General features: G+C 41.8%; 17 protein-coding genes. 9 read left to right on the top strand and 8 right to left on the bottom strand.

The window, feature by feature from the left end:
• Positions 1-293 precede the first annotated feature (293 nt).
• The 3 genes from C7R94_RS10645 (at position 294) to C7R94_RS30975 (ending at position 2,010) form a co-directional block, all read left to right on the top strand.
• On the top strand, positions 294-596 hold the full coding sequence (locus tag C7R94_RS10645) for a barstar family protein (protein ID WP_106780805.1): 303 nt from the start codon (positions 294-296) through the stop codon (positions 594-596).
• A 128-nt stretch (positions 597-724) separates the two neighbouring features.
• Entirely contained in the window at positions 725-1,102 is a 378-nt protein-coding gene (locus tag C7R94_RS10640) for a PH domain-containing protein (RefSeq protein ID WP_088907963.1), read from the top strand.
• A gap of 758 nt (positions 1,103-1,860) precedes the next feature.
• Positions 1,861-2,010 (top strand): MerR family DNA-binding transcriptional regulator, encoded by a 150-nt coding sequence (locus C7R94_RS30975; RefSeq protein WP_327935582.1) that lies wholly within the window; start codon positions 1,861-1,863, stop codon positions 2,008-2,010.
• Between the two features lie 206 nt (positions 2,011-2,216).
• On the opposite strand, the gene C7R94_RS10625 is transcribed toward C7R94_RS30975, so the two are convergent.
• A complete protein-coding gene (locus C7R94_RS10625; protein WP_106780800.1) occupies positions 2,217-3,014 on the bottom strand; it encodes a putative protein N(5)-glutamine methyltransferase in 798 nt (265 codons plus the stop codon).
• 163 nt (positions 3,015-3,177) lie between these two features.
• Positions 3,178-3,816, bottom strand: coding sequence for a flavin reductase family protein (locus C7R94_RS10620; RefSeq protein WP_106780797.1), 639 nt, complete (start codon positions 3,814-3,816; stop codon positions 3,178-3,180).
• Between the two features lie 347 nt (positions 3,817-4,163).
• Between C7R94_RS10620 and C7R94_RS10615 the strand changes: the two genes are divergently transcribed.
• Positions 4,164-5,111, top strand: a complete 948-nt coding sequence (locus tag C7R94_RS10615; protein WP_106780794.1) for an ABC transporter substrate-binding protein — start codon at positions 4,164-4,166, stop codon at positions 5,109-5,111.
• A gap of 989 nt (positions 5,112-6,100) precedes the next feature.
• Here C7R94_RS10615 and C7R94_RS10605 read toward each other — a convergent pair.
• The 4 genes from C7R94_RS10605 to C7R94_RS30005 form a co-directional block, all read right to left on the bottom strand.
• The gene (locus tag C7R94_RS10605) at positions 6,101-7,093 is read right to left on the bottom strand and encodes a GNAT family N-acetyltransferase (RefSeq protein WP_106780790.1); all 993 of its coding nucleotides are present in this window, start codon (positions 7,091-7,093) and stop codon (positions 6,101-6,103) included.
• A gap of 547 nt (positions 7,094-7,640) precedes the next feature.
• Positions 7,641-7,727, bottom strand: coding sequence for a sporulation protein YjcZ (yjcZ, locus tag C7R94_RS10600; RefSeq protein WP_083995000.1), 87 nt, complete (start codon positions 7,725-7,727; stop codon positions 7,641-7,643).
• A 278-nt stretch (positions 7,728-8,005) separates the two neighbouring features.
• A complete protein-coding gene (locus tag C7R94_RS10595) occupies positions 8,006-8,323 on the bottom strand; it encodes an immunity protein TriTu family protein (protein ID WP_106780788.1) in 318 nt (105 codons plus the stop codon).
• A gap of 370 nt (positions 8,324-8,693) precedes the next feature.
• Entirely contained in the window at positions 8,694-8,831 is a 138-nt protein-coding gene (locus C7R94_RS30005) for a hypothetical protein (RefSeq protein ID WP_158264665.1), read from the bottom strand.
• A gap of 574 nt (positions 8,832-9,405) precedes the next feature.
• On the opposite strand from C7R94_RS30005, the gene C7R94_RS10590 reads away from it, so the two are divergent.
• The 4 genes from C7R94_RS10590 to C7R94_RS10575 all read left to right on the top strand — a co-directional run bounded on the left by C7R94_RS10590 (position 9,406) and on the right by C7R94_RS10575 (position 12,045).
• Positions 9,406-9,912, top strand: coding sequence for a TetR/AcrR family transcriptional regulator (locus C7R94_RS10590; protein WP_106780785.1), 507 nt, complete (start codon positions 9,406-9,408; stop codon positions 9,910-9,912).
• Positions 9,913-10,024: 112 nt separating this feature from the next.
• Positions 10,025-10,990 (top strand): SDR family NAD(P)-dependent oxidoreductase, encoded by a 966-nt coding sequence (locus C7R94_RS10585; protein ID WP_106780783.1) that lies wholly within the window; start codon positions 10,025-10,027, stop codon positions 10,988-10,990.
• A gap of 163 nt (positions 10,991-11,153) precedes the next feature.
• Positions 11,154-11,498: an ArsR/SmtB family transcription factor gene (locus C7R94_RS10580; RefSeq protein ID WP_106780780.1), complete on the top strand. Its 345-nt coding sequence runs from the start codon at positions 11,154-11,156 to the stop codon at positions 11,496-11,498.
• Positions 11,499-11,529: 31 nt separating this feature from the next.
• Positions 11,530-12,045 (top strand): SRPBCC domain-containing protein, encoded by a 516-nt coding sequence (locus C7R94_RS10575; protein ID WP_106780778.1) that lies wholly within the window; start codon positions 11,530-11,532, stop codon positions 12,043-12,045.
• A gap of 61 nt (positions 12,046-12,106) precedes the next feature.
• Here C7R94_RS10575 and C7R94_RS10570 read toward each other — a convergent pair whose 3' ends face one another.
• Positions 12,107-12,745, bottom strand: coding sequence for a FusB/FusC family EF-G-binding protein (locus tag C7R94_RS10570; RefSeq protein ID WP_106780775.1), 639 nt, complete (start codon positions 12,743-12,745; stop codon positions 12,107-12,109).
• Positions 12,746-12,902: 157 nt separating this feature from the next.
• Positions 12,903-13,166, bottom strand: coding sequence for a CD3324 family protein (locus tag C7R94_RS10565; RefSeq protein ID WP_007718970.1), 264 nt, complete (start codon positions 13,164-13,166; stop codon positions 12,903-12,905).
• Positions 13,167-13,864: 698 nt separating this feature from the next.
• Between C7R94_RS10565 and C7R94_RS10560 the strand changes: the two genes are divergently transcribed.
• Positions 13,865-14,755, top strand: a complete 891-nt coding sequence (locus tag C7R94_RS10560; protein ID WP_106780773.1) for a GNAT family N-acetyltransferase — start codon at positions 13,865-13,867, stop codon at positions 14,753-14,755.
• The last annotated feature ends 83 nt before the right edge of the window (positions 14,756-14,838 follow it).

Here is a 14,838-nt window from a genome sequence, read left to right as displayed (position 1 = left end):
TGTTGAAATAGTGATCCAATCAATAATCTCCCCTCCTGCAATTTAATGTTTCAGATACCAATTTATGGGCAAGTGCGTAATCGGCAACAATTTTTTAAAAAAATCCATGATTGCCTATGTAAGGGGATCAATGTAAGGTCAAATTTTCCATCCTTGGGAAGGGTCACTCATTTATTCCACATGGTTAAGTCAAGGGGAAATATTTACAAGTACCTGCTACCAGGCATTTATCGAATGAGAAATTGTGAATAGACCCAATTAGAGATATAAGATGGGAGGGTAAAAAGTGAAAGATGAAAGGGGATTCCGCACTGGAAAAGATGTTTCAAAATGTGAAAAGTAAAGAGGAAATACATTCATTTCTAAACAACTCTTTAAATTTTCTGAACTTTTATAGTGTGAATATGTCTGCATTTTCGGATGTCTTTGCTGTGTTAGTAGAAATGCCAAAGGTCATGCCATTTCAGACTACGAAGTCAATTTTAGAGCCTACCACGGCTGCTAAATCGATTGCTGACTATTCCAAGTTGATCCGAAGTGGTTCACGTAGGACAACTGCAAATCCGCATGCTGCGCCGTTTGGAAAATGCGACTGACCGTAGTTCAATATTCTGAATGTCAAGGTAATCACTGCCGCCCTGGAGGCAAAGTAACCATTTCAGTAGGAATTTTGAGCTATTTGGAGAATATGATTTATCAATTATTTGAATAGGGGGACGTTAATGTGGGCTTATTAGATGGTCTAATGGGTAACGCTTCGGAAGTTAACATTGCAGATGTTCAAAAGGAGTATGCTCAAATCTTAGCGAACAATGAGAGAATAGAAAAGGCGTACAAATTAATTCGAGATATGTTCATCTTCACCAACAAGCGATTAATACTGGTTGATAAGCAAGGCATTACCGGTAGGAAGATAGAGTACCATTCCATTCCTTATAAAAGTATTCATCATTTTAGCATTGAAACAGCCGGAAATTTTGACTTGGATGCGGAATTGAAAATTTGGGTTTCTGGAAGTGCAGTACCGATCCAAAAGCAATTTAACAAGAACTTGAATATATACCAGATACAGAGCGTATTGGCCGAGTACATTTTGGATTAGTGTTGCTTGATGAAAAGCCCTCATTGGGAAATTACTACCTGTTAGTAAGCTTGAGACGTGTACATACATACTGCCCTGATCACTATGCAACATCATTCCTGGACATTAGGAAGGTAACCTACGAGTGAGGGAGCATTACAAACTATTTACCAATATTTATCCATGAAATAGCCGCCAAATCAAACCGATAAAAGTAATGTAATATGAAATCTAGTGTAGATTTTCTTGGGGATAAGGCGTACGACTTAATCTGTGCAGATGAGTCTGCGCTATTTTTTTGTGGTAAGAGAAGGTATGCATACCTATATATACTTGTAGTAAATATTGAGGTGATATCCTACTATATTGATGACTACTTTTTTATTCACGTATTACTTCTTGTGTACCCCAATTTGCTTAAAGCAGTTGGGGACTTTTTTTGTATCGAAGTGACCACATAGATAACCCGTTATCCGACGGCCGTTACATTTCGAACCTAAAGTATTTCAATAAAACAATAAGTACATTATAAAAAAACAATCCCAATCCTTTTGTACCATACATGTCATTTGTACATAAATATCAAACCGTACAAAAATAGCCGGAGTGAGCAGCTATTTTTGTACAGCTTTTTAAAATATGGCGATGTAAAACTTTGCGGCAGCATTTTGATTCATTCCAGGTAGCATGCCCAGCCTTTCAATATCCTGAGGGGATGGTTGTCTTAACGCATCGATCGTCCTTCTTTCATGATTGCCTTCTAACCTGCTCAACTTTCCCTGGCTGTAACCTTACCCCTTTGCGTAAACTCCAAATCAAGGTCGACGTATTCCATTTCCAAAGTTGTAGAGCGGACAGGACTTTCTACGGATACCCTTCGTTATTACGAGAAAATTAGGACTGCTTTATTTCTGTTTATAGTAAACTGAGTATCCTTAATTCCACGAAAATGCTGTGCTTCTTGCAGCCAGGTCAATCGCTGCTGTCGATGGCACTGATTTAACAAATCGGTAATGGTGGAAGATAGAGTTGAAGGAAATCTCTATCGGGATAATGCCCTGCTTAAGGAGAAAGATGGATGAGTTCTTGAAACGCTAGTCTATGTGTGTGGGCGGATGTAGACTTCTAAACCGTTTTAGGGAGCCGGCTTGGTTCCGATTACGACGGTAGCATCGAGCTCGTCAGACCTAGTCACACGTGTAATCAGCCCGCAACGGTTGAAGATAGCGACTGTCTGAGGTGTCTGACGCTCGCTTGTCTCAACGAGTAAGTGCCCACCAGGAGCCAGCCAGAGTGGAGCTGCAGCCACTACTCGTCTCTGAACGTCAAGCCCATCCGTTCCCCCGTCGAGTGCTATTCTCGCCTCATGTATGCGAGCTTCGGGTGGAAGAAATTCGATGGCTTTGGTGGGAACGTATGGAGCATTGGCAACGATGATGTTAATGCACCCCTTAAGGATTTTAGGAAGAGGCTCAAATAAATCGCCTTCGTAAACCCGACCGCCTACGGTAGTAATATTGCGACGGGTGCAATCCACCGAGGCTGGATCAATGTCAGTAGCATACAATTCGATCTGTTCCAAGTGTGCAAGAACCGCACCCACCGCCCCTGAACCGCAACAAAGGTCAAGCACGACCGACTTTTGACGGACGAGGGCGGCAGCTTGTCTAACGAGGAATGCTGTACGTTGTCTGGGAATGAATACTCCCTTATCTACAATAATCCGCAGTCCACATAATTCAGCCCAACCAATAATGTGCTCGAGAGGCATGCCAGATGTTCGTAGTTCTACCATGTCCGAAAGTTCAGTCGTTGTCCCTGCCGAGGCGATGAGGAGCTTGGCCTCGTCTTCAGCGAAAACACACCCAGCTTCCTGAAGTTTAGTGACGATGACAGAAAAAAATGGATCGTCATGAATCTCATGATCATTCAAAGACTAATTTCCCTCACTTCAGAATTGATGTAATTTTATGTATTTGATTTTATTCCATGTTAGGAGGCGACACAACACACGTTTTGAGTTCAACTGTATTTTTCCAATGTTAGATTCCGGTAATCGAAAAGAAAGGGCGCTCAAAAGCACCCAATGATGATGTTTAATTCGATTTACTAACGGAACCTGGAGAAGGACCAAAAACTGGGGCTAATTTTGAGGGATGCAGCTTGGAGCTAAGCCCAAAAAATTCACAGAAGTTCATAATAAGTGGGCTCCACTTCTCAGGGTCGATGTAGTTTTTCTCGCCAGTCATTAGGATATGTTCATCAATATGAACGCGTATTATCTTCACTTCAATAGCTTTTAAAGAACTGGGCAGTTCAAAATTATGGACCTGCTCTACGATTGCCTCTAATTGAACTGGGCACTCTGCAACGCGTGGAGGCCTAATCAGGTCTGAATCTTGGGGAGTGAGCTTAGCCGTTTCGAATTTATTGGGTTCAAATTGGTAACCCACATTAGCCTTGCGCTCTGGGACAGGATTTCGCCCAGTAAGTAGAGCTAGACGGTCTACTGCATGAGCAAGATCTGACGAAGGAAGATTTAAAACACATTCGCGCTCGCGCAACAAATTGATAACGGTTTGAGATGTACTACTCATTCCGAGCATGCATGATTGATTCAGCCACCATGCAGAAGACATAGGGGCCAGGTTGACAGAATTGTCCTCATTTAATGTGCTGATGAGTACAACTGGTGTCCCAAAATAAAGAATTTTTGGCTCAACTACCTTATGCATAATCGCGTTCCCTCCACTTAGTAAAGAAAAGTTTTCATATCGTCTCAGATCAGAGACCTAGTTCAAATTATAATCAGTATTCTTTTCGTTATTTTGCTGTTTCATTTCGATTGAACTTTACACCAAATTACTTATGAGAAAGGGAGGGGGACGGAATAACAAAAAGGGGCAATCCTAAAAGTCGAGAGACAATGGGACAAGCTCTTTTCTCTATATATACACAAAAAATATAAAAATCATTGACATAAGAGCTCAAATATGTGATTATCTACTCTGTCACTTATAATGATAATCATTATCAAACGATACTTCACACCAAACATCACGTGACAAGGAGAAATGAGCACATGAAAAAAAGAACACGAATCATACTGGCCTGCTTGGTAGCAGTAGTCACAGCCGTATCGGCGGGTTGTGGAAGCAGCCAAACGGCTTCGGAAGCACCGAAGAAGCCTGAGACACGCGTAGTCAAGCATCTGATGGGGGAAGTGACGATCCCTGCGGAACCAAAACGAATTGCAGATGTATCGGGAGCGGCGGAGGAGCTTTTAATTTTGGGACACAAGCCGGTTGCTACGGCCAATACATACAAGACAAAAATCATGTCCCACGTAGCGGATAAGCTGACAGATGTAAAATCGGTTGGCTGGATGTGGGATGACTCCATCAATCTAGAAGCTGTGGTAGAAACAAAGCCAGATCTGATTATTATGAATAACCGCCAGCAAAAGATGTACGAGCAACTGTCCAAAATTGCACCCACTGTCGTTCTGGAGACAGACATGGATAAATGGCGTGATAAGTTTAAAGAAATCGGCCGGTTGTTTGGACAAGAAGAGGACGTAAACAAATGGCTGGCAGGGTATGATGAGAAGACGAAAGGCATGCGGGAGGAGCTCAAGCAGGCATACGGCGACGAGACCTTTATGTTCCTGGCCGTAACGCCAAAATTGTTCCGCGTGTATGGGAACTATGGATATGCAGATGTCCTGTTCTCTGATCTCGGCCTGAAGCCGGCAGCAGGAACACCTGTTGATAAAACAATGGAAATGATCGAGCTGGAAGGACTGACGAATTTTCAGCCAGACCATATGTTCCTCGTCAATTTCGGCGGAAAAGCGGATGATGTTTACGCGGAACTGAAAAAGAGCCCAGTATGGAAAAGCAACAAGGCAGTTCAACAAGGGCATCTCTATGAAGTAACCAATGAAACATTCAACATCAAAGCCTTTGGCCCACTTGGAAAGGAAATGCTCCTAGAAGAGATTGGTAGCATGTTGCTGAAAAAGCAATAACGTTGCGATAGACACAAAATGGGGCTATTCGAAAGTTGTTTCCGATCGTGGATTTGATAACGTATATATTATTTTCGACTGCTTCTCATATGCGATCCCCCTTGTGCCTGCTGGCGCGAGGGGGTTTTCTTTCGTGGGTGCAATCTAAAAAATAGAGGTCATCTTGGCGGCACCCACGAAACACGGTGTTAACACGAACGTTTGGAGTGGGAAGAACAATGAACTTAATCCTCAATAGGGCACCTGACAAATGTGATCACAAATCCCGTGAGATCTCCAGCGACGGCAACGTTCGTAACACTCTACATCCAATCGTACTCTTCTTGGGTCTAGATACGGGAGACATAGCGTTTCACAATCTTCATGAGGCGGACTTACACGTCTACATTCATTCACACATTCTTGAAAGCTAGGAAGAAATTCAACCAATTGACCATTTACTTTCTTGAATCGCTGAGACTTAGATTTTTTCTTTTTCAAGTGATATCCCCTCCTGATGACGATCTAAGACAGTTTACGAACTCAACCATCCTTTTGATTGGCCAAATGTACTCATGTCTCGAAAATGTATGTAGATCACTATTCAGGAACGTGAGCGAGTGGTTGATGTGCTCAGCTCAATGGATAATCGCTTAAGCGATGCAAATATGTATAAAACCCGTCTTCATAATCAAGACGGGCTAAATCTATTCATGATTTTTTGAATCATATAAGTAGCTACGATTATATTTTGATCCTGATAAGAAAAGGGCGCTTGAAATTGTGCGTAACGATACCCGTCCGCATCAGCCTTAATAATGGCCTGTCGTACCAAACGGAGCTGCTGGAAAGGTAGCACGAGTTTGCATAGAGCTGTTTTAGCAGAAACAACCGTTTGCGATTGGGAAGAGTGGAACACGCCTGAAGGCCATGAGATCGAAGTTGTCGCGTGACTTATCACAATGGCAATAAAGTTACCATCAAAATTCGGAGGGGACGGGGATTTGGAACTACTCTTTCACCGAGATTATTCTACTATCAATAAGGCGAGAAACTCTGTAAGAAACAGGAAGGAAACCTTGACGAGGCCAATAACGCGAAGATTGTAAATTCGTCTCTCTCCAATCTGTCATGCAGTAGACATATCCTTTTTTCTTCGCATGGGCAAGTCCATGTAGCGTAAGTGCATAATTAATACCTTGCCCGCGATATTGATCTAGAGTACCAGCAACTCCTAATTCAACACAATGATCCGGTACATTCAAATTTACATTACTTTTATCTAAGGGGAAATATCCTTGAAAAGAAACAATTTTTCCATCTTTTAAGGCGATCCAGAAATCTACATCATGATCATCAAGGAGGCCTGCATAACCTTTACGTAATTCCTGAGGATCATCACGTAAAGAATAACCAAAAACGGGTGCCTTATTTTGATGGCTTCTAATTATATTTGCAATATCTTCTACCAAACTGCGATCTGCTGGGGATGCCAAGCGAATTTCAACATCTGGAATGCTCAAGGGAAGGGGAGATTCCCGATCAAGTAATGAGAGTAATGCATGTGTTTGTTCAAAGCCAAATCCTAAACGGAACCAAGAATGAAGTAATTCCGGTTGACTTGCTGGAATGAGTGTAAAATGACTGAAATATCCCTCATCTACCCATAATTGTGAAGCCTCAGAATAAAGATCTCTATATAATTCAACGGAGGTATTGCGAGAAATTGCATGACCCTCCAAATTAATCCAAACATGTCGATCCCGAAGAGGATTTTCAATCTTTTGTCCAATTAGGTAACCGATTAATTTACCATTTTCAATTGCTGCGACTCCGCTACTGGTTGGTTTTGACCATAACGTTTTGACAGCAGTCGTTGCATAGTTTTCATCTTCACATTCAATTGGTAGTACGGAAAGGATTTCTCGATCTAGTATATGACGTTTGGACAATAGTTGCCCTGCCTCTGGGATTAACTCATCAGAAAATGGTATGAAATACATTAAATGGACACCCCTGTTTTTTTATCATCATAAAGCTACCCTTAATCTATTGCAATTAGTTTCCTTAATCCAACTCGTACTTTAAGACGTGAGGGGGAATAACATGGAGAAAATTCGTATTGAAGGTGAAGCAAAATGAAAGATTCTCCTAAGCAAGCTATCATATTGTGGATATATGTATTTTAACAAAACAAATCAAGAGATTCAGCATAGACTGGTTGCTACCGATTGTGATGCAGCAGGTTTGCCGATCGGGAAAGGGGTGAGTCTCTCTACATTTGGTGACGAGTTGCTAGGTTCCTAACATGATGATGTGAATGGCGTTAAGCCGCTCGGGGGAAAGAACCGGGCGGCTCTTTTGTTGAAATCGTAGGTGAAGGACATACCACTTAAAAAAGTTTTGTCGTATAACAGGGTGTCCAAATCTAACTTCTCCGCAATTACTAAAGGGTAACGGGGGAGATTGGACAAAAAGATGGGCCCAAAGCTCGATTATGCTAAGAGGGAGAAAAAGGGCAGCTTAGCCGCCCAAAACATTGGACAGGTATTAGCAATCATCACAGCTGACAGCAACAATTGTTAATAAAACGAAAAGAACCAAAACTAAAGCAAAATTGTCGTCAAAGAATCCCATCGATATCACCCCTTCGAGAGTATGAGGAAGAACCTCAAACTCAAGCTATGCAAATTAAGGAGCTATGTAAGGGCGATATCACAGCAAGTGGAAAATTTGGGCATGTAACAATCTGTTACTTGTCATGTCCAATCGCTCAAAAATGTGAAGTCAACAGGGGATATACGACAAAAAAAAGGCTATTCCCGACCCACATTCATGGCATTTGGGACAGCTTTCTTGGTACGACTTTTTCGATGGTAAGTGATCATAAGAACATTTAAAAACGGTGTACGGTATCAAAGTTTCAAACCGGTTCGAAGGACTTGAAAATAATCTGAAGTGATTTCGTCCAAATTAGAGTCTATTTTCTCGTGATACTTCCAATAAATTAATTCTTCTGACTCAATATGCAGGATTTCCATTTCAAATTGTTGTGACTTCCACACAGTGATTTGACCAATGCAAAGCTGAGATTCATGAATAACTCTTGCAGAAGGGTCATGCACGATCTTACTGTCGATAAATTCACGACTGATAATTTCTGAAGAGATATTAGATTTTTGTAATTCTACGGACCTGCATTCAGCCCAATCCCGGAAAAAAGATAAAATCATTTTCCCCCCTGCGAATCATGGATTTAGTGATAGCATGTGTTCTAGGTAAAATTCGAAGATTTACGCTGCATCAAAATCGATAAGAACAGGATCGCTACAGAGTTTAAAAGCCATAACACTCATCAGCGTATCACATGAAAAAACGTCAGTTTGAAGCCGGTTACGCGTGATTTAACAAATGAGAAAAAAGAAAAACATCATACCGATAGTTAAACTCGGTGGATGATGCTTGATTAATCATACAATGTAAAAATTACGTTGCGTTAGCACCTTTGTCGCCAACATCGCTTGTAATTGTGTCCACAGTCCTCGTTTATGCAGTAATTATCGTAGTAGAACTTGGACAGTTGTTTCTTTCTATGTCCATGTGTTAAACGCTATAGGTCGGCCATCCGCAATACCCGTCAGCTTCACATGGTACACGTTGTTCTTTTGCGCTGCTAGCACCAGGAAATGAAAGCGATAGAACTAATGCAGCAGCAATACCAAACAGAGCGAATTTTTTCATAAATCTTCCTCCTCATAAGTTTACGTTCCAAAAAAAGTATACTAGGATGAAAGCTAGACGGAAATAGACCATCCCTCTGCAACGCACATAGCTGTTGGGACGACCTTTTTAGTACTATCTAACATTAAGCGGGACACATACAATGTTTTCCTGCTGGTATGCACTCCCGAGGGCATGGGCGGATTGAGTTAGCACCAATTTTTTGAAGTAATTTCTTTAACATTGTTATTCACCTCCTTAATTGGAATAATATAACTTATAATTTGATAATAACACACATGCGACCTGTTTAATACATAAAATACCAAAAATTCGGAAAATAAAAATTGTTAATGAAATGTCGGTTTCGCAGTTGTTAAACTAACAACCAATGATAGGAGATACACCGTATCCCAAGACCTCGGGAATATTTATACCGTTGCATCTAACAGTTTCCTTTTTAGCCTTGACCATCATCCATCGCAAAGCTTGGCAAGTCTCTATGGCAGTGATACATGTCATTTGAACCGGATCAGAAACTGTCGTATAATGCAGGTATTATTGATGAATCACTAAAAGGGAGGCGATCTTGCAAATGACGTCGGTCAATCGTAAAACGGAAATCATTTCTGCTGCCATTGAAGTCTTTGCTGAAATCGGATATTTCCGGGCAACGACAGCGCAGGTTGCAGAACGTGCAAAGATTTCCCAGCCGTATATTTTTAAGTTTTTTGCATCAAAGGAAGCTTTGTTACTGGCAGCACTAGAGGCGTCGTGGGAGCGGATCATTGACTCTTTCCGTCTCGTTGTGGAGTCCGCATCCAAAGAGCAATTGGAAACAGATTTGATCAAGACGTATGAAAAGATTTTGGCTTCCCATCAAAATGAAATACTGCTTCAAATGCAGGCCCAGACGATTCAAGAGCCTTTGATTCGTGAGGTAATGCGCGAAGCATTTCGGGATGTTCGTCAGATTGTCCTTACAGCTTTTCGCAAAGCGGGCATCGCGAATCCGGAAGAGAGAACGCTTATTTTCCTGGCAAGAGGAATGCTGTGTAATATTTCAGCGGCTTTGGACATGCCAGAATTGATGGAGGTGTAGGGGAGAAAAAATTGCGATAATTAGTTATTGACTAATCACTAACTAAAACGTTATAGTTCAAATTAGTTAGTGATTGATCAATCACAAATAAAACGAGTGGAGATGATCCGAAATGAAAAAAGCGATTGTAGTCGGGGCAACAGGTGGAACGGGAGCCGCAATTTTGGAAGAGCTCATCAATCGAGGCATTGAAACGATTGCTTTTGGGCGTTCTCAACAAAAGCTGGAGCAAATGGCGTCAGAGCTGGGGAATCCAGTAAATCTGTCATTGGCCGTCGGGGATGCATTCCGGTCTCAAGACATCGTAGCAGCATCGGAAGGAGCGGATGTACTCTTCCATTGTGCAAACGTCCCTTATCACGAGATGGTGAAAAAGCTGATCCCACTTGGCGAAGCGATCATGGAAGCGGCGAACAAGAGGGGCTTGAAGGTTGTTGCGGTAGACGGCATTTATCCATACGGGAGAAAGCAGATGGAACCAGTGACAGAGGAGCATCCAAAACAACCGCATACAAAGAAAGGAAAAATCAGATTGGCATTTGAACAGATGCTATTAAGTAGTCGCTGGGATCATGCGCGAACGATGATTGTCAGATTGCCGGATTATTATGGACCCACTGCTAATCAAGCATCGTATTTGGGTTCCACACTTGAGGCAATTGCGGCTGGAAAACCGGGGCTTTTCATTGGGAATATGCATGTTCCTCGCGAGTTTGTTTATTTGCCCGATGCAGCGAAGATGATTGTAGAGTTGGCCAGCCGCGAGTTTGCTTATGGACAAAACTGGCACATCCCAGGTGGAGGTATCATTTCCGGTCGAGACATCGTCCGAATCGCTCAAAAAGCAAGTGGCATCGTGAAACCGGTCATTCCACTTGGAAAATTTGGTTTGTCTTTGCTGGGTATGTTCGTCCCGGTGATGAAGGAGGTTGTCGAGATGCTGTATTTAACTGAAAAACCGTTGATCCTTAGCGGAGAAAAATATAAACGGCTTATTGGGCCAATCCCAGTGACGAATTTCGAGGAGGGTATAACGGCAACGATCCAGCATTTGCAGAATCGTACTTCCATCAAATAAATGATATCCCTAGTTATTGATTAATCACTAACGAAACATTTTCACCAAATATTCCTTTGCAGGAATATTCCCTTTGGTGTATATTTTGGTTAACAAGACGATCACAATAACACTGAAGGGGATGAGATAAACGTAGAATCCATCATGTAACGAGGTGAGTGACATGTCAGGGATGAATCCGGGCATGGACATGGCGACGCTGAGTGCTTTGGCTGAACCAAATCGTATGAAAATCGTCGAACTTTTGCGTGACGGTCCTCTAACCGTAGGGGAAATCGCTGACCAACTGGGGCTTCGCCAGCCCCAAGCCTCGAAGCATTTGAAGGTGCTTAGTGACAATGGGATCGTGGATGTAAAGGCCGAAGCCAACCGCCGATTTTACAAACTCAGGCCTGAGCCCTTCCGAGCGCTGGATTCTTGGGTGAATTCATTCCAGCGTGTTATGGAAGAGAGATTCGATAATCTGGAAGACTATTTGCGGGAACTGCAGAACAAGGAAAATGATTGAGATTCATTCAAATGGATGAGGAGGAATTACTATGTCAAGAAACGCAATGGTTTCAAGGGTAGAGAACGAGCGGGTGCTGGTACTGGAGCGTGTATTCGAGGCGCCCAGAGATCTCGTGTTCAAGATGTTTAAGGAGCCTGAGCATCTCAAGCGTTGGTGGGGACCGAGAGGCTGGGAACTCCCTGTTTGTCAGGTTGATTTCCGACCAGGTGGTGTTTGGCACTACTGCATGAAGTGCGTCGATAAGAATCAAGGTGATTTTTACGGCATGGAATCTTGGGGCAAAGGCGTTTATAAGGAGATTGTTGAGCCCGAAAAAATCATCTATACCGACTACTTTTCAGATGCAGAAGGCAACACAAATGATACCCTGCCTTCGACAGAGGTTATGATGGAATTCATTGATTTGGGTGGCAAGACGAAGCTGGTCAGCCGTTCTGAATATGTATCTGCTGAAGCCCTCAAAACGGTCATGGACATGGGCATGCTAGAAGGCATCACCCAAACGTGGGATCGTTTGGAAGAGAGTCTGAACGAGATCAAGTAAGGATGTATAGGAAAAGCCGCCTGGCATGGAGACCCGGCGGCTTTTTCATTTCGTTGCAAATTTATTTGACCATCAGCGTGAGAAAATCGTTCAGCTTATCCAGCGAAATAATATTTTGATTGCACGTCACACTGTCTTGGCAAATGTAGTTTCCTTTTTTCAAATACGTTCCATCTCCAGAACCTTTGGCTTCAAGGACGAACATGCCGATTTCCTCAAAGCGATTACAGAGCGCACAAACGCCTTTTTTGTTTACGCTTGTAAATTGCCCGTGTATGCCAATCAGTTTTCCTTCGTGGTAAGCGACAATAAATTTCTTTTCTGTCGCAGTGTCTAACCAGCTCACATAAGAGGTTTCTGATAAATTGATCTCAGCTAAATTCGAGACTTTAAGCTTCTTGACTTTTGGAAAGAGCTTCTTAATGGCAGACTCTGTGAGAGCAGGGAATGGAATCACAAACGGTGAAAGCTGATGCAAAAATTGCTTTCCTTCTGCCTTTTCTTTAATCGAGTCAATCGGTTGCAAAATCTCTTTTTGTTCTTCCGTCATGTTTGGGAACAACTGAAAGATTTCTTCATGGGCGATTTCTTTGCGAGCACGAATCACGTTGACATCTGTACTGGTTGCATAGGCGTTCATGATTGCTTGAACACGTGATTTAATGAAGTGATATTGATGCGTATGGATAAAAGGTTCCATCTTGCGGTTCCTCCTGTTTCTGTCTTGTAAGGTGGGTTCTTCTTTACTTTAACGTGTTTTCAAGAGAGGGGAAAGGGAGAGGACATTTCCCAAAAAAACTCGCCATAAAAAAGCACTGACAACCGAAATGGAAAGGTCGTCAGTGCTTTATAAACGTTTATTTGGTATACACGATTTTTTTAATCGTCTCTGTAGACAAAAAGTATTCCTCCGCTAGCTGAGAAATAGCTGTCCCGGCCCGGAAGCTGCTTTTAATAGCCGTATTCCGCTCATCCAGGAGTTTTCTCCCGCCAGTGCGCGTCCCCCATTTTTGATGGGTTACTTTTGTCTTCGGAATATAAATGGTTTCTCCTTGCACGTACTTTTGAATTTCTGCGAGTAACGATTCAGGAAGGATTAAATTTGCTTTCACACATTTCATTTCTGCTCGCTCCTTATTTCTAGATAGGCAAATAAGGGGCAAAGCCAAGAAATAGAAAATGAGATACGCAAATGAAGGCGATAATTCGATTAAACGTAAGACCACCTCATGCAAAGTATCGCCTCACTATTTCTAGGCTTTGCATGAGCCGCTGCGGTATGTGGCAAATTGAGAGCATTCGCCATTGGTACACCCCCCTCGAGGTCCAATTTAAAAACGGTTTCCCCTTTCCTTTTCGAAAAGGGGGCACTTGTAATTATATAAGAAAATGGCTTTTTTGTATAACGATACTTACGCAACGAAAAAGAACTGGAATGCTTATTTACAATCTTTTGAAAGTCAAATATAGTATGGGTATCTAATGTGAAAAGAGGTTTTGATTGAGTATGATGAAACTGATAGTCGCTGAGTAAAATTCGAATGAATTTTATAGGGGAAAGGTCAAATGAAGGGCGTACCCTTTGTTTATTTTTTATACCTTTTTTCAAAAGCGATTAGAAGGCATTATATCTCATCAGAACAAATTTCACGTTTGTGCATGATATCTAGTCTGTTCGGAATAGGTATGTTCATCACAACGATAAATTTGACCATGAGAAGAGAATTCTTCTTGTGGTCTTTTTTATTGGAAAGAAGGGATTGCTGAAAAGGAATGAATGATGACAAACAGCACAAACAATGGAATGGGAGGGTTTTACATGGGTGAATATCGATTGATTAGCGACTACAAGCATATAGAAACTTACAAGGAAAGCTTTAATGACCTGGCCAAGCAGATCTTTCAGCTCGATTTTAAAGAATGGGATAACAAAGGCTTTTGGAACGATAACTATGTCTGCTATTCCTTTTTGGATGGGGAACAGGTTATTGCTAACGCTTCTGCCAGTAAGATGATCGTGACATTCAATGGCAAAGACTATAAGGCACTTCAGATCGGAACAGTCATGACGCATCCTGCCTATCGCAACCAAGGACTGGCAGCGAAATTGATAAACCATATTCTTGAAACATGGGAGAAGGAATACGATTTTATTTATTTGTATGCCAATGATACCGTACTCAATTTTTATCCAAAGTTCGGATTTGAAAGAGTACACGAAAGTAGTTTTTGCTTATTGGTGTCCGATTTGAAAAAGCCAGTGGAACAAAAATCGGTCTTACGCAAGTTGGATGTTGATAATGAGGCTGATTTTATCGTCATGAAGGAATTTGCTGCTAAAAGAATCCCCGTTTCATCAAGACTGGCCGTCAAGGATAGCGAACATCTGTTGATGTTTTACTTTCTGCTCGTTTTTCGGGATGCGATCTATTATGTCGAAGAAGAGGATGTGATTGTATTATGTGAACGAGAAGACAACCAACTGCATGTATTTGATCTTGTAAGTAAAAAAACAGTGGATATAGAAGTGGTCATTTCTCATTTGGTTACGGCTGAGACAACAATTATTCACTTTTACTTTATGCCAGATAGTGAGAATGAAAAGATCCAATCTGCCTGGATGACAACGACCGATGATGTCTTATTTGTTCGTCCCTCGTTAAAAATCGAGACAGAACATTTTCGTTTTCCGCTTACTTCACACGCATGATTTGCTTCTTAGCGTAGCATCACCTATCGAAAAGGATGTTACATCAAAAAAAGTTGATTTATTTATTGCATCTTCTTGGTAAT

Source organism: Brevibacillus sp. NRRL NRS-603, from assembly GCF_003013445.1.
Taxonomy (GTDB): Bacteria; Bacillota; Bacilli; order Brevibacillales; family Brevibacillaceae; genus Brevibacillus; species Brevibacillus formosus.
Note: the sequence above shows the minus strand (reverse complement) of the source record. Positions and strands in the feature narration are given on the sequence as shown.